Annotated in this window: 17 protein-coding genes; 10 read left to right on the plus strand and 7 right to left on the minus strand. The window is 71.8% G+C overall.

Annotated features, from left to right (window positions below):
* Nucleotides 1-37: 37 nt before the first annotated feature.
* The 6 genes from AQJ46_RS22400 to AQJ46_RS22420 all read left to right on the plus strand — a co-directional run bounded on the left by AQJ46_RS22400 (nt 38) and on the right by AQJ46_RS22420 (nt 4,687).
* Nucleotides 38-706 (plus strand): amino acid ABC transporter permease, encoded by a 669-nt coding sequence (locus AQJ46_RS22400; protein ID WP_059207265.1) that lies wholly within the window; start codon nt 38-40, stop codon nt 704-706.
* A complete protein-coding gene (locus AQJ46_RS22405; RefSeq protein WP_059207266.1) occupies nt 703-1,644 on the plus strand; it encodes an amino acid ABC transporter permease in 942 nt (313 codons plus the stop codon). Before AQJ46_RS22400 ends, AQJ46_RS22405 begins: the two co-directional genes overlap by 4 nt.
* 192 nt (nt 1,645-1,836) lie before the next feature.
* On the plus strand, nt 1,837-3,441 hold the full coding sequence (locus AQJ46_RS22410; protein WP_059207267.1) for an FAD-dependent monooxygenase: 1,605 nt from the start codon (nt 1,837-1,839) through the stop codon (nt 3,439-3,441).
* A gap of 116 nt (nt 3,442-3,557) precedes the next feature.
* Entirely contained in the window at nt 3,558-3,605 is a 48-nt protein-coding gene (locus AQJ46_RS59070) for a hypothetical protein (protein ID WP_309506048.1), read from the plus strand.
* A 75-nt stretch (nt 3,606-3,680) separates the two neighbouring features.
* Nucleotides 3,681-4,214, plus strand: a complete 534-nt coding sequence (locus tag AQJ46_RS22415; RefSeq protein WP_059207268.1) for a cupin domain-containing protein — start codon at nt 3,681-3,683, stop codon at nt 4,212-4,214.
* Nucleotides 4,211-4,687, plus strand: coding sequence for a rhodanese-like domain-containing protein (locus tag AQJ46_RS22420; protein ID WP_059207269.1), 477 nt, complete (start codon nt 4,211-4,213; stop codon nt 4,685-4,687). The genes AQJ46_RS22415 and AQJ46_RS22420 overlap by 4 nt, the downstream gene beginning before the upstream one ends.
* Nucleotides 4,688-4,788: 101 nt before the next feature.
* Here AQJ46_RS22420 and recX read toward each other — a convergent pair whose 3' ends face one another.
* Together recX and recA are read right to left on the minus strand one after the other, a co-directional pair.
* A complete protein-coding gene (recX, locus tag AQJ46_RS51315; RefSeq protein WP_063803832.1) occupies nt 4,789-5,676 on the minus strand; it encodes a recombination regulator RecX in 888 nt (295 codons plus the stop codon).
* Between the two features lie 4 nt (nt 5,677-5,680).
* Nucleotides 5,681-6,805: a recombinase RecA gene (recA, locus tag AQJ46_RS22430; protein ID WP_059207271.1), complete on the minus strand. Its 1,125-nt coding sequence runs from the start codon at nt 6,803-6,805 to the stop codon at nt 5,681-5,683.
* Nucleotides 6,806-7,137: 332 nt separating this feature from the next.
* On the opposite strand from recA, the gene AQJ46_RS22435 reads away from it, so the two are divergent.
* Nucleotides 7,138-7,542: a hypothetical protein gene (locus tag AQJ46_RS22435; protein WP_059207272.1), complete on the plus strand. Its 405-nt coding sequence runs from the start codon at nt 7,138-7,140 to the stop codon at nt 7,540-7,542.
* Entirely contained in the window at nt 7,542-8,342 is an 801-nt protein-coding gene (locus tag AQJ46_RS22440) for a hypothetical protein (protein ID WP_059207273.1), read from the plus strand. Before AQJ46_RS22435 ends, AQJ46_RS22440 begins: the two co-directional genes overlap by 1 nt.
* A gap of 11 nt (nt 8,343-8,353) precedes the next feature.
* Here the strand turns inward: AQJ46_RS22440 and AQJ46_RS22445 are convergent, their stop codons facing one another.
* Together AQJ46_RS22445 and AQJ46_RS22450 are read right to left on the minus strand one after the other, a co-directional pair.
* Nucleotides 8,354-9,613: an AI-2E family transporter gene (locus tag AQJ46_RS22445; protein ID WP_079072386.1), complete on the minus strand. Its 1,260-nt coding sequence runs from the start codon at nt 9,611-9,613 to the stop codon at nt 8,354-8,356.
* A gap of 125 nt (nt 9,614-9,738) precedes the next feature.
* Complete coding sequence (locus AQJ46_RS22450) at nt 9,739-9,933, minus strand: DUF3046 domain-containing protein (RefSeq protein WP_059207275.1); 195 nt, start codon at nt 9,931-9,933, stop codon at nt 9,739-9,741.
* A 79-nt stretch (nt 9,934-10,012) separates the two neighbouring features.
* Between AQJ46_RS22450 and AQJ46_RS22455 the strand changes: the two genes are divergently transcribed.
* Entirely contained in the window at nt 10,013-10,957 is a 945-nt protein-coding gene (locus AQJ46_RS22455; RefSeq protein WP_079072387.1) for a hypothetical protein, read from the plus strand.
* A gap of 602 nt (nt 10,958-11,559) precedes the next feature.
* On the opposite strand, the gene AQJ46_RS22460 is transcribed toward AQJ46_RS22455, so the two are convergent.
* The 3 genes from AQJ46_RS22460 to AQJ46_RS22470 are packed head-to-tail and all read right to left on the minus strand — an operon-like array spanning nt 11,560 to nt 13,464.
* Nucleotides 11,560-11,868, minus strand: a complete 309-nt coding sequence (locus tag AQJ46_RS22460; RefSeq protein WP_059207277.1) for an AzlD domain-containing protein — start codon at nt 11,866-11,868, stop codon at nt 11,560-11,562.
* Nucleotides 11,865-12,602 carry an AzlC family ABC transporter permease gene (locus AQJ46_RS22465; protein ID WP_059207278.1) on the minus strand — a complete coding sequence of 246 codons (738 nt, stop codon included), beginning with the start codon at nt 12,600-12,602 and terminating at the stop codon, nt 11,865-11,867. Before AQJ46_RS22465 ends, AQJ46_RS22460 begins: the two co-directional genes overlap by 4 nt.
* Nucleotides 12,603-12,612: 10 nt before the next feature.
* The gene (locus AQJ46_RS22470; RefSeq protein ID WP_059207279.1) at nt 12,613-13,464 is read right to left on the minus strand and encodes an AraC family transcriptional regulator; all 852 of its coding nucleotides are present in this window, start codon (nt 13,462-13,464) and stop codon (nt 12,613-12,615) included.
* A 138-nt stretch (nt 13,465-13,602) separates the two neighbouring features.
* Here AQJ46_RS22470 and AQJ46_RS22475 point away from each other — a divergent pair, with 138 nt between their 5' ends.
* Nucleotides 13,603-18,543 (plus strand): ATP-dependent helicase, encoded by a 4,941-nt coding sequence (locus AQJ46_RS22475; protein ID WP_059207280.1) that lies wholly within the window; start codon nt 13,603-13,605, stop codon nt 18,541-18,543.
* Nucleotides 18,544-18,739: the final 196 nt, after the last annotated feature.

Here is an 18,739-nt window from a genome sequence, read left to right on the forward strand (position 1 = left end):
CCACACACACGCCACACACCCGGAAGCGCGGGAGATCGTGTTCGACTTTCTAGAAGGTTATGACGTCCTCGGGGCGTTCTGGATGACGGTGAAACTCACCGCCCTGTCCGCCGTCGGCTCCCTGATCTGGGGCACCCTGCTGGCCGCGATGCGGGTCAGCCCGGTCCCGTTGATGCGTGGCTTCGGCACCACCTACGTCAACATCGTCCGGAACATCCCCCTGACGGTCATCATCGTCTTCACCTCGCTCGGCCTCGCCGACATCTTCGGTGTGACGATGGGCGCGGCGGACAACTTCGACGTCCAGGGCTTCCGGCTGGCGGTGCTCGGTTTCATCGCCTACACCGCGGCGTTCGTCTGCGAGGCGATCCGCTCCGGCATCAACACGGTGCCGCTCGGCCAGGCCGAGGCGGCCCGCGCGATCGGGCTGAACTTCGCCCAGACCCTGCGTCTCATCGTGCTCCCGCAGGCCTTCCGCTCGGTCATCGGGCCGCTGGCCAACGTGCTGATCGCGCTGACCAAGAACACCACCGTGGCGGCCGCGATCGGCGTGGCCGAGGCCGCCACCCTGATGAAGACGATGATCGAGAACGAAGCCCAGACGCTCGCCATCGGCGCGGTCTTCGCGTTCGGCTTCCTCGTACTGACCCTGCCGACCGGCCTCCTCCTCGGCTGGCTCGCCAAGCGACTGGCGGTGAAGCGATGAGCTCGGTCCTCTACGACACTCCGGGACCCCGCGCCAAACGGCGCAACATCATCCTGTCCATCGTCTTCACCGTCCTCCTCGCCCTCCTCCTGTGGTGGGTGTGGCAGAAGATGGACGACAAGAACCAGCTGGAGTGGAGCCTCTGGGAGCCCTTCACCACCAGCGAGGCCTGGACGACGTACCTGCTGCCCGGCCTCGGTGACACCCTCAAGGCCGCGGCGATCTCCATGCTGATCGCCCTTCCACTGGGCGCTGTCTTCGGCATCGCCCGCATGTCCGACCACGCCTGGGTGCGGGGTGTGGCCGGCACGGTCGTCGAGTTCTTCCGGGCGATCCCGGTGCTGCTCCTGATGCTGTTCGCCAACGAGTTCTACGTCCGCTACTCCGACGTCAGCAGCGAGCAGCGACCCCTGTACGCCGTCGTCACCGGCCTGGTGCTCTACAACGCCTCGGTGCTCGCCGAGATCGTCCGCGCCGGCATCCTCTCCCTGCCCAGGGGGCAGACGGAGGCGGCCTACGCGGTCGGCCTGCGCAAGGGCCAGACGATGACCAGCGTCCTGCTCCCACAGGCGGTCACCGCGATGCTGCCGGCCATCGTCAGCCAGCTGGTCGTCATCGTGAAGGACACCGCGCTGGGCGGCGTGATGCTGGGCTTCACCGAGCTGCTCAACTCGCGCAGCACGCTGGCGGCCAACTACGCCAACGTCATCCCGAGCTTCATCGTCGTCGGCATCATCTACATCATCTTGAACTTCCTCCTCACCAGCTTCGCGAGCTGGCTGGAGCAGAGGCTGCGGCGCAGCAAGAAGAGCACGGGTGCGGTTCTCGGCGAGGACACGGTGGAGGTCAACCCGGCAGCGGTGGGCGGTACCTTCGGCACCGGCGGCGAGGGCGGCGGCCCGAGCGGATTCACCTTCAACGACAAGCCGCCCCGATGATCTGATGCGCAGTCAAGTGGCGTGACCCGTCCGCCCGACGACACGGAGGCAGTGGCATGATCGCCACTGCCTCCGTCACTTGACGCAAGCACCGGCAATGGGTTGCATACGTTCTGTGATCGTGCACCCTGCCCCAACCTCCTGTTCACCTACATCTCCCGGCATTCCGCTGCGGGCAGGGGGCGCCGCGCCGTGGACCCGGTGATCATCGTCGGAGCGGGGCCCGTCGGGCTCACGCTCGCCCTGGCGCTGGCGCGTCAGGAGGTCCCCTCCGTGGTCCTCGACGAGGGTCCGGGCAAGGACGAACCCCGGCTGGCCCGGACCGCCGTACTGCACGAGGACACCGCCGCTCTCATGTCGCGGCTGACCGGAGTGCCGGTCGCCGAGCTCGGTGTGCACTGGGCCGGATGGCGGTCGATGCGCCGCAAGCAGGTGATGCGCGAGGTCGACTTCGAGGGGGCCGGAGACGCCCCCCTGCACCTCGCGCAGCACGTCCTGACCGGCGCCCTGCGCGCCGCCCTGGCCGAGCAGCGACTGGTCAAGCTCACCACCGAGAGCCGTCTCGACACGATCGAGCAGGAACCCTCGGGCGTCACCGCCCACACCCGCGGCCCCAAGGGGACCTGGTGGCGCGGCAGTTACCTGGTCGGCTGCGACGGCCCGCGTTCCACCGTGCGCAAGCTCGAGGACATCCGCTTCCCGGGCCGTACGGCGGTCGAGCGCCACGCGGTCGCCGCCCTGCGCGCTGAACTCCCCTGGGAGGACCGGGCGTTGCTGCACCGGATGCCGCCGTGGCGGACGTCCGGCCCGTCCGCCGGGGAGATCACCGCCCGCCCGCTCCCCGAGGGCGTGTGGCGCCTGGACTGGCTGCTGCCGCCGGGCAAGGACCTGGTCACCCCCGAACTCCTTGTGGCCCGCGTCCGGGAGACCCTGGCCGGCTGGACGGGCGGCTCGACACCGCCGTACGAACTCCTCGACACCGGAGTCCACACCGTGCACCACCGGCTGGCCCGCCGCTGGCGCGCCGGCCGGGTCTTTCTCGCCGGGGACGCGGCGCACTGCCTCGGGGCGCTTGGCACGCAGGGCCTCGACGAGGGCCTCAAGGACGCCGACAACCTCGCCTGGAAGCTCGCCCTGGCCTGGCACCACGGGTCGCACGAGGCGCTCCTCGACAGCTACCAGACCGAGCGGCGCGCGGTCGTCTCCGGACGGCTGCGCGCCGCCGATCAGGCGCTGCCGCTGCTGCGGGGCGGCGGGGGGCTGCGCGCGGTCGTCCCCGGCTCGGCCCGCAGCCACGACGCCCTGCTCACGGACGGTCACCTGGGGCGCGGCCCGCTCGGCGCGCCGGGGGCGTACGCCGACTCGCCCCTCGCACCCCGGCACCTCGAAGGGGAGGTGCCCGTCGACACCCTGCCGGGGTCCGCGGTCGCGGATGTGCGGGTCACCGCTGAGGACGGCTCGTTCGTACGGCTGCGCGAGCGCCTCGGCCGCGGCGCGCTGCTGGTCGTACTGGTCGCGCCGGGCACCGGAGTGTGGGAGCGCAAGCACTGGGTGACCGCCGGAATCATGCCCCGCCTGGCCGCGTCGGTGACCGCGCTGCCGCACCACGCCGAGCTCCTGGTCGCCGAGGAGTACCCGGGTGCGGCCCCGCACACGGTCCTTCTCGTACGGCCCGACGGTCACCTCGTCACCGCGCTGAGCGGAGTCCGCCCGGCCGACCTGTACTCGGCGGCGGAGACGGTGCTCGGCGGGCCGCCGGCGAAGGCCGAGGCGAGCGCGGGGGCCGGCTCGCGTTGATGTGCTCACCGTCACTGTGCGTCCACATAGTGACGGTGAGTTGAAACGCTCCGGGCCCTCATGGTGTACTCCGGATCGTGACCGACACCTGTGTGCGCCTGTGGCGGAGGGTCCATATGGACCTCGTCCGCTATGCGGGCTGCGTGTGTCGCCCGTCCTGCTGAATTCGCCTCTTCCACTTTCCCGCGTGCCGTCTGTGCGACGGCACGCTCTCGCGAACTCTTCTCAGGACGGTGTCCGTGTCTGCCTCCCCCGCATTCCCCTCGGTGTCCTCCGTCGCGCCGCCCACCCAGGCCGACCTCCTCAACTTCGTACGGCGCACCGCCGCCGACACCGAGCTCGTCGACTCGCTCCCCCTCGACCCGGAGGGCCGCACCTGGGTGCGCCTGGAGGGGCCCGGCGGCAGCGAGGCCTGGCTGATCGGCTGGCCGCCCGGCACCGGCACCGGCTGGCACGACCACGCCGAGTCGGTCGGCGCCTTCACCATCGCCGCCGGAGAGCTCAAGGAGCACTCGCTCGCCGCCCGGCTGCCCGCCGACGGCTGGAAGACCCTCGAGCTCTCCGAGGACGTGGACCGCGAGCGACGACTGCCGGCCGGCAAGGGCCGCTCGTTCGGACAGCACCACGTCCACGAGGTCCTCAACGAGTCCACCGAGGTCCACGCGATCTCCGTGCACGCCTACTACCCGCCCCTCCCTCAGATCCGCCGCTACAGCCGCACGGGCCAGATCCTCCGGCTGGAGCACGTGGAGCGGCCGGAGGACTGGCAGTGAGTGCCCCGCCTGTCGGTCGTACGGCCGAACAGGCGCCCGGCATCGACGAGTTGCTGGAGCGGGTGCGCGCGGGCTACGAGCGGGCCAGAGCCCGGGAGGCGTACGACGCCGTCCAGGCCGGTGAGGCCCTGCTGGTGGACATCCGTTACGCGGCCCTGCGCGAGCGCGACGGGCTGATCCCGGGTGCCCTGGTCGTCGAGCGCAATGAGCTGGAGTGGCGCCTCGACCCGCGGGGCAGCCACCGCCTCCCCGAGGCCACGGGCCACGATCTGCGGGTCGTGGTGGTGTGCGACGAGGGGTACGCCTCCAGCCTTGCGGCGGAGTCCCTGCACCGGCTGGGGCTGCACCGGGCCACGGATCTCGTCGGCGGTTTCCAGGCCTGGCGGGCGGCGGGGCTACCGGTCACCGCCCGGGTCGACGGGACGGCGGCTCCTGGAGTGGCGGGGCGTCAGCCGATGCCGGGCGGGCAGTAGGGCGGGGCCGTGTCCGTCGCGCAGCGGGGCGAAGGTGCCGGTGACGGCCGGCTCTCCCCGGCGTCTGTCCGCTCAGGCCCGGCTCCGGAAAACCGCCCGTTTCAGAACCCCTCGTCCCCGAGGAACTCCGTCTCCTCGCCCTCCTCCTCCAGCGCCTGGCGGACCACCCGCAGGGCCATGCCCTCGGCGTAGCCCTTGCGGGCGAGCATGCCGGCGAGGCGGCGCAGGCGCTTGTCGCGGTCGAGGCCGCGCGTCGCGCGCAGCTTGCGGTCGACGAGTTCGCGGGCCGTCGCCTCCTCCTGGTCGGAGTCGAGCTGCGAGACGGCCGCGTCGATCAGCGTGGAGTCGACGCCCTTGGTCCGCAGTTCCTGGGCGAGCGCCCGCCGGGCGAGTCCCCGGCCGTGGTGCCGGGACTCCACCCAGGCGTCCGCGAACGCGCCGTCGTTGATCAGCCCGACCTCCTCGAACCGCGACAGCACCTCCTCGGCGGCGTCGTCCGGGATCTCCCGCTTGCGCAGGGCGTCGGCGAGCTGCTTCCGTGTGCGCGGGGTCCCGGTGAGCAAGCGCAGACAGATCGCCCGCGCCCGCTCCACCGGGTCCGCCGGAGGCTCCCCCTTCTCGGCCCTCGACAAGGAGGGGCCGCCTCCGTCCTCGCCGGGCGACTCCCCGAAGCCGCGCCGACGCTGCCGACGCCCGCGGGAACCGCCCGGGGCTTGGCCGCCTCGACGCGAGCTCCGGCCGAACGCCCCGTCACCGGACTCGTCGCCGCTCGGCCCACCAGCGCCGTACGTCCCGCCGCGGTGGGCCCGACCGACGCCGTACGCCAGGTCATCGGCGCCCGCCCCCTCGACGCCGTACGACGTCGCGCGGCCGAATCCCCCGTCCGCACCGTCCCTGCCGCCGCCCGGCCCGGCAGAACCCCCGTCGCCCTTTCCGCTCCACCCTCGCGGAGCGTCCTCGTACTCGGCCCAGTCGGTTCGCCGTGTCACAGGATCAGCTCTTGGCGGCCGGAGCCTTGGCCTTCGTCGCCTTCGCAGCCGCCGAAGCCGGCACCTTCCCGGCATCGTCCGCGGCAGCGGACACCGCGGCGTCCGCACCCGGCTCGGCGGTCGGCTCCTGGGGCCGCACGCCGACGCCCAGCTTCTCCTTGATCTTCTTCTCGATCTCGTTGGCCAGGTCGGGGTTGTCCTTCAGGAAGTTGCGCGCGTTCTCCTTGCCCTGGCCGAGCTGGTCGCCCTCGTACGTGTACCAGGCGCCGGCCTTGCGGACGAAGCCGTTCTCCACGCCCATGTCGATCAGACCGCCCTCACGGCTGATGCCCTGCCCGTAGAGGATGTCGAACTCGGCCTGCTTGAAGGGCGGCGCGACCTTGTTCTTGACGACCTTGACGCGGGTGCGGTTGCCGACCGCGTCCGTGCCGTCCTTCAGGGTCTCGATGCGACGGATGTCGAGCCGCACCGAGGCGTAGAACTTCAGCGCCCGGCCACCGGTCGTGGTCTCCGGGGAGCCGAACATCACGCCGATCTTCTCGCGGAGCTGGTTGATGAAGATCGCGGTGGTCTTGGACTGGTTGAGCGCGCTGGTGATCTTCCGCAGGGCCTGGCTCATCAGACGGGCCTGCAGACCGACGTGGCTGTCGCCCATCTCGCCCTCGATCTCCGCGCGCGGGACGAGCGCGGCGACGGAGTCGATGACGATGAGGTCGAGGGCGCCGGAGCGGACCAGCATGTCCACGATCTCCAGAGCCTGCTCGCCGTTGTCCGGCTGGGAGAGGATCAGGTTGTCGATGTCGACGCCGAGCTTCTTCGCGTACTCGGGGTCGAGGGCGTGCTCCGCGTCCACGAAGGCGACCTGGCCGCCGGCCTTCTGGGCGTTGGCCACCGCATGCAGTGTCAGGGTCGTCTTACCGGAGGACTCCGGTCCGTACACCTCCACCACCCGGCCACGCGGCAGGCCGCCGACGCCGAGGGCGACGTCGAGTGCGGTCGACCCGGTGGGGATGACCTCGATGGGCTCGTTCGGCCGCTCGCCCAGGCGCATCACGGCACCCTTGCCGAACTGCCGTTCAATCTGTGCGAGCGCGGCGTCGAGCGCCTTCTCGCGGTCGGTTCCTGCCATGGGTTCCACCCGATTTGCTTGAGTCGATCGCTTCACGTCAAAGACGCTAACGCCTGCCACTGACAATGCGTCCCGACGCCCGTCCAGCCTGTGGATAACTAGGGCACTTCTCCATGCAAACCATGCCGAAACGTCCGCCGTTGACTTCGCCGGAACTTCCATAAGAATGGATGTTCGATTTTCGTGTCAAGCGCAGCACACGCCACCCGGGACACTTCCTGCGGCACGCTCCGACGGCTTCCTCCGCCACGCTCCGGCTACTTCCCACGGCGTACTTCAGGTGTCTTCGACGGTACGACGACCGGGCGGGCCGTTCTCGCGAGTCTGGTGCCATGGAGACCACGAGGCACACCCCGGAGACCACCCGGAACGACACCGGCACGGCACGTTCCCCCGCCGTCGTCGCGACCCTGTCCGCACTGCTCCTGCTGGCCGCGTCCATCGCCGGTCAGATCGCCGCCGGAGCGGACTATCCCAGCGTCCCACCCGGACTCGTCATCCCGCTCGTGGTGGCAGGGCTGGTGGCCTGGCGCACGAACCGATGGACGACCGGGCTCGCCCTCGGTGTGGGCCTGTTCATCGGCACGGGAGCGATCCTGACCCCGAACACCGGCGACCACCTCTCCTCGGGGGACAACGCGCTCATCGCCTCGACCGCAGCCGAACTCGTCGCCCTCGCCACCCTGGTGATCGCCGGCGCCGCGGCCACCCTGCCCCGGAAGGGAACACGGCACTGATGGGCCCGGTCCCGACCGAAGCGCCCGCGGTGCCGACACGGACGTCGGCGCCGCGGGCCCGCGGCGCACGCAGCGTGGAGCGTCTCTGCCACGCCACCGGTGTCCTGCTGGTCCTCTCCGGGCTCGCGCACCTGGTCGTGTTCGCCGTGGACGGCGGCCCCTGGGAGGGGCCGGTCTCCTGGCGCAAGCCGGTGACGTTCGGGGTGTCCTTCGGGGTGACCCTGATCGCGGTCACCTGGGTCACGTCGTATCTGCGCGTCGATACTCGGCTGCGCACCCTGCTGCTCGCGGTGTTCGCGGCCGACTGTGTGGTGGAGGTCGGCGGCATCACCCTCCAGGCGTGGCGCGGGGTGCCCTCGCACCTCGACATGGCGACACCCTTCGACACTGCGGTGTCCATGACGCTCGCGGTGGGCGGCGGCGTCCTGGTGGTGCTGCTGACGGTGTTCGCGGTCGTCTCCTTCCGCCACCGGCCCTCGGGCCCGGCGGGGATGGACCTCGCGGTGCGGTCCGGGTTCGCGATCCTGCTCGTCGCGCTCGCCTCGGGTGCCGCGATGATCGCGCGCGGTGTCATCCTCATCCGCACCGGCCACCAGGAGGCGGCCTACCACTCGACCGCCCCGCTCAAGCCACTGCACGGCGTGAGCCTGCACGCGGTCCTGGTTCTGCCCGCCCTGGCCTGGCTGCTGTCCCGCACGCCCTGGAGCGAAACGCTACGGCGACGGATCCTGTGCGCGGCAATCGGCTCCTACGTCACGGCCGTCGTCGGGGCGGGGGTGTGGGCCGCTCTCGCGCACTGAACCCGGCGCCCTCAGGACGAGCCGTCACCGTCGCCGGATGCCTGCGTTCCCGGCCGCCGCCGCTCCCACAGCGCACGCACGCGCGTGACCGGCGAGGGCCCCTCGCCCCGCTTCCGGTGCCCGTGGACGCGGGGGTCGTCGGTGACGGCGTACCGCTTCACGTAGGCCCCCAGGAACGCCTGCAGCGTGGCGACCGCCGGGATGGCGATCAGGGCGCCGACCGCGCCGAGGAGGGCGGTGCCCGCGATGACCGAGCCGAAGGCGACCGCGGGGTGGATGTCGACGGTCTTCGAGGTCAGCTTGGGCTGCAGCACGTAGTTCTCGAACTGCTGGTAGATCACTACGAAGACCAGCACCCACAGCGCGTACCAGGGATCGACCGTGAAGGCGATCAGCATGGGCAGGGCGCCCGCGAGATAGGTGCCGATGGTCGGGATGAACTGCGAGACCAGGCCGACCCAGACGGCGAGCACGGGCGCGTACGGCACGTCCAGGGCCTGGAGCAGGACGAAGTGCGCGACTCCGGAGACGAGGGCCATCAGACCGCGCGAGTAGATGTAACCGCCGGTCTTGTCCACGGCGATCTCCCACGCGCGCAGCACCTCGGTCTGGCGGGCGGGCGGCAGGACGGAGCAGATCGCGCGGCGCAGCCGCGGGCCGTCCGCGGCGAAGTAGAACGAGAACAGCGCGATCGTCAGCAACTGGAAGAGCCCGCCGAGGACCTGGGCGGAGACGTCCAGGACGCCGGTGGCGCTGTTCTGCACGTAGTTGCGCAGCCAGTCGGAGCGCAGCAGGCCCTCCTGGACGTCCACCCGCTTCAGATCGGTGTGGAAGTGTCCGTTGATCCAGGCGATGACGGAGTCGAGGTAGTCCGGGAAGTCCTCGACGATCTTGATGATCTGGCCCGCGAGCATGGAACCGAGCAGCGTGACGAAGCCGGCGGTCACGATCAGCACCCCGAAGAAGACGAGGAAGGTCGCGAGCCCCCTGCGCATGCCGCGCGCCGCCATCTTGCTCACCGCGGGTTCGATGGCCAGGGCCAGGAAGAACGCGATGAGAATGTTGGTCAGCAGGCCTATCAGCTGGTGGAAGGCCCAACTGCCGAGCTGGAACACGGCGATGAGGGCGAGCGCGAGCACCATGGCGCGCGGCAGCCAGCGCGGCATGCGGGCGTTCGGCCCGGCGCCCTCGGCCGGGGGCCGGGTGGGCGGCGTCGTGCCGAGCGGAGATGCGTGCTGGGCTGCCTGCCCGGACTCGTCAGTGGGTGCCACGGAGCAAGTCTCGCCCACGCGACTGACAATCGGCTGCCGTCCTGCGATCTTCGTGACCGGTCAGTGCCTCTTTCGTGAGATGTTCACGCCCGGTCGGCACTTCTCCTCGGAACGTCCACGCCGTCTCAGTGCCTCTCGGCCGGAACGTTCATGACGGTGCAGACCACGCGCCACACCTCCTTGGCGTCCCAGCCGGCGTCCAGCGCCTCGTGCACCGTGCGCCCGCCGAGCTCCGTCATCACGTGATCGCGCGCGAAGGTGTCGGCGTACCCCGGACCGAAGTGTTCCGCCATTCGCTGCCAGAAGACCGTCAACCGCATGACTCCAGTATCCCGCCCCTAGGGTGGGCCTCGGCCGGGACCGCCTGCCGAGACCGCTTTCCGCCCTACGGTCTGACGCATGCCCGAAACAGGAGCTTCCCCACTCCCCCAGACGCCACCGGCGCACTCCCCGCTCTTTCGCGCCGAGCACCACGTCTGGCTCACCGCGCGTGTGCTGGAACAGCGTCTGTTCGCGTACCACTTCCTGAACGCGGGCCCCGACCCGGTGGAGACGGCGCTGGAGGCGTACCGCAACGCGGACGGCGGATACGGTCACGCGCTGGAGCCCGATCTGCGTGGCCCGGTCAGCCAGCCCCTGCACACCGGTCGCGCCCTGCGGGTCCTGGACGCCGTCGGACGCTGCGGCGGACAGCGCGTGGAGCGCGTGTGCCGCTATCTCACCTCCGTGTCCACCCCGGACGGCGCCCTCCCGGCGGTCACTCCCGCCCAGCGCGGCTATCCGACGGCTCCCTTCCTGCCGGTCGTGGACGGCCCTCCGAGCGATCTGCTCACCACCGGTCCAGTGGTCGGTCTGCTGCACCGCAACGACGTCTGGCACGCCTGGCTGTTCCGGGCCACGGACTTCTGCTGGCAGGCGGTGGAGTCCCTCCAGGTGTCCCACCCGTACGAGATCCAGGCCGCCATGACCTTCCTGGACTCCGTCCCCGACCGCCCGCGCGCGGAGGCGACCGCCGACCGCCTCGGCCGACTGGTGCGCGAGCAACGTCTGGCCGCGCTGGACCCCTCGAACCTCGACGCGTTCCCCGTCTCCCCCGGCTACGGCCCGGGCGAGCGACACTTCCCGCACGACTACGCGAAGACGTCGGGCTCCCTCGCGCGCGCGTGGTTCACCGACGCCGAGATGTCCCGTTCGCTGGACCACCTCGCGGCCGAGCAGCAGGAGGACGGCGGCTGGCCGATCCGCCGGCGCCAGTGGGCCCCGTCCACGGCCCTCGAAGCGCGCCCCATGGTGACGATCGAGGCCCTGCGCACCCTGCGGGCGTACGGCCGCGAAGTCGGCTGATCCGCTACGACGGCCACACCCGCACACGCGTGACGGCGGCTCTCGCGTCCCTACGCCCCGAACCCCGCCGTCACACCCCCACGGCCCGCACCCCGCCGTCACCCCCCATGGCCCGACCTCGGCCGACCCGACCAGCCCGGCCCGCACCCCGCCGCCACGCTCCCACGCCCACACACCCGCCATCGGACACACAGCCCACCCCTGCCGTCACGACCACCGCCGCCCGCACCCCGCCGCCATCACACTCCGATGGCCCATACACCCGCCATTACGCTCCGACGGCCCGTACCCCCGGTCGTCGGACCCATGGCCCACCTCCCCCGTCACGACCACCGTGGCGCGCACCCCCACCATCACGCTCCAATGGCCCACACACCCGCCATTACGCCCCGCGGCCCGACCGCCGCCCTCACGCCCGCATGGCCCGTAGCCCCGCCTTCACACCCTGATGGCCCGCACCCCACCGTCACACCCCGATCGTCCGACCTCCGCCGTCACGGCCCCGTGGCCTGCGCACCCGCAGTCACGCCGCCAGGTCGGCCGGCCATGCGCAGCGGCCGGCGTCCGATCTCGCGGCGCTGCGGGAACGGCCCACCCCCGCCTCAGGCCCCGACGGCCCGCACCCCCGCCGTCACGACCACCGCGGACGCGACCACGAGCAGGAACGGCGCCCGCAGGAGCAGCGCCACGGCGGCCGCCGCAAGCCCCGCGGCCCGCGCGTCGAGCACCGGCACCCGCCCGTCGGCGAAGGTCTGCTGCGCGGTGAGCGCGGCCAGAAGTGCCACCGGCAGCAACGCGGCAAGCCGCTTCACCAAGGGCCGGTCGAGAACTCCGGCAGGCACGAGCAACCCGAGGAGCTTGACGGCGTAACAACCGAGAGCGGTGACACCGATGGCGATCCAGACGTTCACCGCCCCTCCTCCCCTCGCACCCGCTCACGACGGCCCCGCACCCACAGGACAAGAGGCGCGGCGAGAGAGGCCGCCAGCACCGGCACCCCGGCAGGCAGCACGGGAAGCAGCCCGAGCCCCAACAGCACGGCGAGCCCGGCCACAACCCGCTCGGTGCCGCTCTTCACCATGGGCGCCAGAAGCGCCAGAAAGACGGCGGGCCCGGCCGCGTCCAGCCCCCACGCGCGCGTGTCGCCGATCGCGTCGGCTCCCAGGGCTCCCAGCAGGGTCGTCAGATTCCACAACACATACAGACTCAGCCCCGTGACGGCGAACCCGATGCGCGCACTGCGCCGCGTGGGCTGAGCCAGCGAGACAGCCGCCGTCTCATCGATGACCCACTGGGCGGCCAAGGGACGCAGCACGCGCGGGAGGTCGAGCAACTGCGACAGCCGCAGCCCGTAGAAGGCGTTGCGCGCCCCCAGGAAGAAGGCCCCGGCAGCCGCTGCAAGAGCGCTTCCGCCGGCCGCGAGCGCTCCTACGAGCGCGAACTGGGACGCACCGGTGAACACCAGGAGGCTCAGCGCACAGGTCTGCGTCAGTGTGAGCCCGCTGCCGGCCGAGGTCACGCCGAAGGCGAACCCGGACAGTCCGACGGCCACCCCGACCCCCAGGGCGTCTCGTACGACGGCGGCGTCCGGCCTGCCTCCAACGTCGGCGTGCGTTTCCGCTTGCGCTGTCTGTTCTTCTGCCACGCGACCGACACTAGGAGCAGCCGCCCGGCGAGTCTTGTACGTTCTTGCGCTCCCGCTGATAGGCCCCCGGAGGCACACCGACGATCCGCGTGAAATGCCGGTTCAGATGAGGCTGGTCGGTGAACCCCACTTCGACGGCGGCCGAAGCCGGGCCTGTCCCCTCATCCAGCAACCGCCGAGCACGCCGCACCCGGGCATCGGTCAGCCACGTGTGTGGCGGCATCCCGTAGACGTCCCGAAAAGCACGCAGCAACGCAAAGGGACCAACCCCGAGATCAGCGGCCAACTCCTCCAGAGTCGGCGGTGCGGCCATCCGCTCCTCCAGCACGGCACGCGCACGTACGGCGATCCGAGCGCCCGCGCTCCGCACATCCCGTTGCGGCAACGTCCCGCCGTTCACCCGCAGCAACCGCGTCACGGCGACCCGCAACAACGTGTCGGCGGCCAGCGCGTTTCCCTCGTCCGCGGCCCGCAGAACCTTGTGCACCAATCCCACCGCATACGGATCGTCGAGCACCGGCCGCACGAAGCCGGGCGTACCCCGCAGCGACGTGGTCTCAGCCGCGATCCCGGCCACCACCTCGGGTGACGGATACACGGCCCCGTACCGCCATCCTTCGGGCACCCCGGCCCGCCCCGTATGAGCCGTATCGGGATTGACCAGCGCCAGCGCACCGGCCCCCGCGTACTGATCGGCCCCCCGGTGGTGAAAGACCTCCACCCCGTCCGCGATGGCGGCAATCACAAAGTGCTCATGCGTATGCCGCACAAACGTCTTCCGCACATACCGGGCCCGCAGCAGATCAACCCCGGGCAACTCGGCATACCGCCAGTGCCGCGCCCGCTCCCCGAAACCCGCCATGCGCCCATTGTCACGCGGTTCCCGGCACCACCCGCGGCGCCAGTGGGGGATTCCACAGCGCCTACTCGTCCCCGCTCAACCGCCGGAGGCAACCCGCAGGTCAGGGGCATTGTCAGTCCCCGGGTGCAGGATGGACGCATGGTCAGCCCTGCACACCGAGCCCTGAACGGCTTCTCGCCCGCCACCCGCGACTGGTTCACGGGTGCGTTCGACGCGCCCACCACCGCCCAGGCCGGGGCGTGGCAGGCCATCGCAGAGGGCTCGGACGTTCTCGTCGTCGCCCCCACCGGCTCCGGCAAGACCCTGGCTGCCTTCCTCGCCGCCCTGGACCAGTTGGCCTCCACACCCCCACCCGCAGACCCCAAGAAGCGCTGCCGAGTCCTGTACGTCTCCCCCCTCAAGGCGCTCGCCGTCGACGTGGAGCGCAACCTCCGCAGCCCCCTCACCGGCATCCGCCAGGAATCCGTCCGCCTCGGCCTCCCCGAGCCCGAGGTCAAGGTGGGCATCCGCTCCGGCGACACCCCCGCAGCCGAGCGCCGAGCCCTCTCCACCCGTCCCCCGGACATCCTGATCACCACCCCGGAATCCCTGTTCCTGATGCTGACGTCGGCGACCCGCGACGCGCTCACCGGCATCGAGACAGTGATCCTCGACGAGGTCCACGCCGTGGCCGGCACCAAGCGCGGGGCACACCTGGCCCTCTCCCTGGAGCGCCTGGACGAACTCCTCCCGAGGCCGGCCCGCCGCATCGGCCTCTCCGCCACGGTCCGCCCGGTGGACGAGATCGCCCGCTACCTCTCGCCCCAGCGCAAGGTGGAGATCGTTCAGCCGAAGTCCGGCAAGGAGTTCGACCTCTCGGTCGTGGTCCCGGTGGAGGACCTCGGTGAACTGGGCGGCTCCCCGGTCGCCGAGGGCAACGAAGGCGCGGAACGCCCCTCCATCTGGCCCCACGTGGAGGAGCGCATCACCGACCTCGTCCAGTCCCACCGCTCCACGATCGTCTTCGCGAACTCCCGCCGCCTCGCGGAACGCCTCTGCAACCGCCTCAACGAGATCGCCTACGAGCGTGCCACCGGCGAGCCCCTGGAAGAACACCACGCCCCGGCCGAACTCATGGGTGGGTCAGGCGCGGCCCAGGGCGCACCCCAGGTCATCGCCCGCGCCCATCACGGCTCGGTCTCCAAGGAACAGCGCGCCCTGGTCGAGGAGGACCTCAAAGCGGGCCGGCTCCCCGCCGTGGTGGCCACCTCCAGCCTCGAGCTCGGCATCGACATGGGCGCGGTGGACCTCGTCATCCAGGTCGAGTCGCCCCCGTCCGTGGCCTCCGGCCTGCAACGCGTCGGCCGCGCCGGCCACCAGGTCGGCGCGGTCTCCACCGGCGTGGTCTTCCCGAAGTACCGAGGCGACCTGGTCCAGGCGGCGGTCGTCACGGAACGCATGCGCACCGGCTCCATCGAGTCCCTCAAGGTCCCGGCCAACCCCTTGGACGTCCTCGCCCAGCAACTCGTCGCGATGACCGCGATGGACACCTGGCAGCTCGACGACCTCCTCGCCACGGTCCGAAGGGCGGCCCCGTTCGCCTCCCTCCCCGAGTCCGCCTTCACCGCGGTTCTCGACATGCTCGCCGGCCGCTACCCCTCCGACGCCTTCGCCGAACTGCGCCCGCGCGTGGTCTGGGACCGCATCGCCGGCACCATCACCGGCCGTCCCGGCGCCCAGCGCCTCGCCGTCACCTCCGGCGGCACCATTCCCGACCGCGGTCTCTTCGGTGTCTTCCTGGCCGGCTCCGACCCCAAGAAGGGTGGCGGAAGGGTCGGTGAACTCGACGAGGAGATGGTCTACGAGTCCCGCGTCGGTGACGTCTTCACGCTCGGCACCAGCTCCTGGCGCATCGAGGACATCACCCGCGACCGCGTCCTGGTCTCCCCGGCTCCCGGCGTTCCCGGCAGGCTCCCGTTCTGGAAGGGCGACCAGCTGGGCCGCCCTCTCGAACTGGGCCGCGCGGTGGGCGCGTTCCTCCGCGAGGTCGGCTCCCTGTCCAAGGAGGACGCCCGCCTGCGCCTCCTCGCCGCGGGCCTGGACGCATGGGCGGCGGACAACGTCCTGTCCTACCTGGACGAGCAGCGCGAGGCCTGCGGCCACGTCCCGGACGACCGCACCATCGTCGTGGAGCGCTTCCGCGACGAACTCGGTGACTGGCGGGTCGTCGTCCACTCCCCCTTCGGCGCTCAGGTCCACGCCCCCTGGGCCCTCGCCCTCGGCGCCAAGCTCTCTGAGCGCTACGGCATGGACGCCCAGGTCATGCACGCCGACGACGGTATCGTCCTACGGCTGCCCGACGCCGACCTGATGAGCCTGGACCTTCTCGACCGGGAGCCGGACAGGAGCGGCACGGAGTACGACGCCGAACAGGCTCCGGTGGGCGCCGCGGACGTCGTCTTCGACAAGGGCGAGGTCGACCAGGTCGTCACCGACCAGGTCGGCGGCTCGGCCCTGTTCGCCTCCCGCTTCCGCGAGTGTGCCGCCCGCGCGCTCCTGCTGCCGCGCCGCAACCCCGGCAAGCGCACCCCCTTGTGGCAACAACGCCAGCGGGCCTCCCAACTGCTCCAGGTGGCGAGCGAGTTCGGTTCGTTCCCGATCGTCCTGGAGGCGGTCCGCGAATGCCTCCAGGACGTCTTCGACGTCCCCGGACTCGTCGAGCTGATGGGCGACCTGGAGTCCCGCAGGGTTCGCCTGGTCGAGGTCACCACTGCCGAGCCCTCCCCCTTCGCCCGTTCCCTCCTTTTCGGCTACGTCGCCCAGTTCCTCTACGAGGGAGACTCGCCGCTCGCCGAGCGCCGCGCGGCGGCCCTGTCACTGGACTCCCGTCTGCTGGCAGAGCTGCTGGGCCAGGCGGAGCTGCGTGAGCTGCTCGACGCCGAGGTGCTGACCGAGCTGGAGCGGGAGCTCCAGTGGCTCGCCGAGGACCGCCGGGTGAAGGACGCCGAGGGCGTCGCGGACATCCTCCGCGTCCTCGGCCCGCTCACGGACGCCGAGTTGGCCGAGCGGGGCGCCGAGCCGCAGTGGGCGCAGGACCTCGCCGGAGCCCGCCGCGCGATCAAGGTCCGTGTCGCCGGCGCGGACCACTGGGCGGCGATCGAGGACGCGGGCCGCCTGCGCGACGCCCTCGGCACAGCGCTGCCGGTCGGCGTCCCGGAGGCCTTCACCGAGCCGGTCAAGGACCCCCTCGGTGACCTCCTCGCGCGTTACGCCCGCACCCACGGCCCCTTCACCTCGGCGACGGTCGCCGCCCGCTTCGGGCTGGGCACGGCGGTCACCGAGGGAGCGTTGCAGCGCCTGGCCGCGACCGGACGGGTCGTACAGGGCGAGTTCCACCCGGCGGGCATCGGCCAGGAGTGGTGCGACGCCACGGTGCTCCGCCGCCTTCGCCGCCGTTCCCTGGCGGCCCTGCGCCACGAACTCGAACCGGTGCCGCCACCGGCCCTCGCCCAGTTCCTGCCGCAGTGGCAGCACATCGGCAAGGGCCACTCCCTGCGGGGCATCGACGGACTGGTGCGTGCCGTCGAGCAGTTGCAGGGCGCGTCCGTGCCGGCGTCCGCCCTGGAGAAGCTCGTCCTGCCGTCACGCGTCACGAACTACACCCCGGCCATGCTCGACGAGCTCACCGCAGCCGGCGAGATCGTGTGGGCCGGAGCGGGCGCCCTGCCCGGAAAGGACGGCTGGGTCTCCCTGTACCTGGCGGACGCGGCCCCCCTCCTGTTGCCACCGGCCCACCCCCTGGAGCTGACGGCCCTGCACCAGTCCGTCCTGGACGCCCTCACCGGCGGCTACGGACTGTTCTTCCGCCAGATCGCCGACCAGGTGCGCGCCACCACCCACCCCGACGCCACCGACCCCCAACTGGCCGACGCCGTATGGGACCTGGCCTGGTCCGGGCGGCTCACCAACGACACCCTCACCCCCATGCGCTCCCTCCTGGGCTCCGGCCGCACCGCCGGCTCCACCGCCCACCGCGCCAAACGCACGATCCCCCGCGGCCGCTACGGCTCCCTCACCGCCGCGGCCCGCCCCGCCTCCCGCACCGGCCCGCCGACCGTCGCCGGCCGCTGGTCCCTGCTCCCGCCACGTGAGGCCGATCCGACCGTGCGCGCCCACGCCCTGGCCCGCACTCTCCTCGACCGCCATGGAGTGGTCACCCGGGGAGCCGTCTCGGCGGAGGGCGTGGAGGGCGGCTTCTCGGCGACGTACCGCATCCTCTCCGCCTTCGAGGACAGCGGCCAGGCCCGCCGCGGCTACGTCGTGGAGGGCCTCGGCGCCGCCCAGTTCGCCATGGACGGCGCGGTCGACCGTCTCCGGGCGGTGTCCAACGCCCGCGACCGCGGAGAGCCTGTGCCGGACAGCGGCACTCTCGACCTCTGGGGCTCCGGCTCGGTACCCGAGGCACCCCACGCCTCCGCACCGGGCGACCCCGCGCCCGAGGACTGGGACTGGACCCGCGCCTTCGACAACCCCGACGGCCCCGGGCCCGAGGCAGGCCCCGACTTCACTTCCGGTTCGCCGTCCCCCGCCTCCCGCGACGAGTACATCTCACCGCGCGACTACCCACCCCAGCCCACCCCCCAGCACTGGCAAGCCACCCCCGGATACGGCTCGAGCTTCGGCAGTCGCAGGAACAACGCATCCGACGCCTCCCGAGCCGTGGTCCTCGCCGCAGCCGACCCCGCCAACGCCTACGGCGCCGCCCTGCCCTGGCCCGACCCACCGACCGAGGCCGGCCACAAGCCGGGCCGCAAGGCCGGCTCCCTCGTGGTCCTCGTGGACGGCGAACTCACGCTCTACATGGAGCGCGGCGGCAAGACCCTCCTGGCCTGGCCCTCAGCCCCCGACACCACCCCCACCGACGACCCCCGCCTGCACACAGCCGCGGAGTCCCTCGCCGCGGCCGCCAAGGCCGGCTCCCTCGGCACGGTCACGGTGGAACGCATCAACGGCGACTCGGCCCTGACCTCCCCGCTGGGCACCCTCCTGGAAACAGCGGGCTTCATCGCCACCCCTCGCGGCCTACGCCTACGCGCCTGACGGCCCTCTCCGCCCCCGCCCGCCAAGCCCGGACCACCCGCCCCGCCCTCCGCGGCCACCGACAGCGAGCACGCCGTGCGCGTGCAACCGGCAGAAGACGAAGGCACCACCCACACCTCCCCACGCCCGCTCGCCCCCCAAGCCCCCCCCACGCCACGCGCGGCCCACACCTACGCGCCTGACGGCCCTCTCCGCC

It is taken from the genome of Streptomyces canus (assembly GCF_001514145.1).
GTDB lineage: Bacteria > Actinomycetota > Actinomycetes > Streptomycetales > Streptomycetaceae > Streptomyces > Streptomyces canus.

Coding starts and splice junctions, on each gene's coding strand:
- AQJ46_RS22405 (WP_059207266.1), top strand. CDS start 703: ATGAGCTCGGTCCTCTACGACACTCCGGGACCCCGCGCCAAACGGCGC.
- recA (WP_059207271.1), bottom strand. CDS start 6,805: ATGGCAGGAACCGACCGCGAGAAGGCGCTCGACGCCGCGCTCGCACAG.
- AQJ46_RS22435 (WP_059207272.1), top strand. CDS start 7,138: ATGGAGACCACGAGGCACACCCCGGAGACCACCCGGAACGACACCGGC.
- AQJ46_RS22440 (WP_059207273.1), top strand. CDS start 7,542: ATGGGCCCGGTCCCGACCGAAGCGCCCGCGGTGCCGACACGGACGTCG.
- AQJ46_RS22450 (WP_059207275.1), bottom strand. CDS start 9,933: ATGCGGTTGACGGTCTTCTGGCAGCGAATGGCGGAACACTTCGGTCCG.
- AQJ46_RS22455 (WP_079072387.1), top strand. CDS start 10,013: ATGCCCGAAACAGGAGCTTCCCCACTCCCCCAGACGCCACCGGCGCAC.
- AQJ46_RS22470 (WP_059207279.1), bottom strand. CDS start 13,464: ATGGCGGGTTTCGGGGAGCGGGCGCGGCACTGGCGGTATGCCGAGTTG.
- AQJ46_RS22475 (WP_059207280.1), top strand. CDS start 13,603: ATGGTCAGCCCTGCACACCGAGCCCTGAACGGCTTCTCGCCCGCCACC.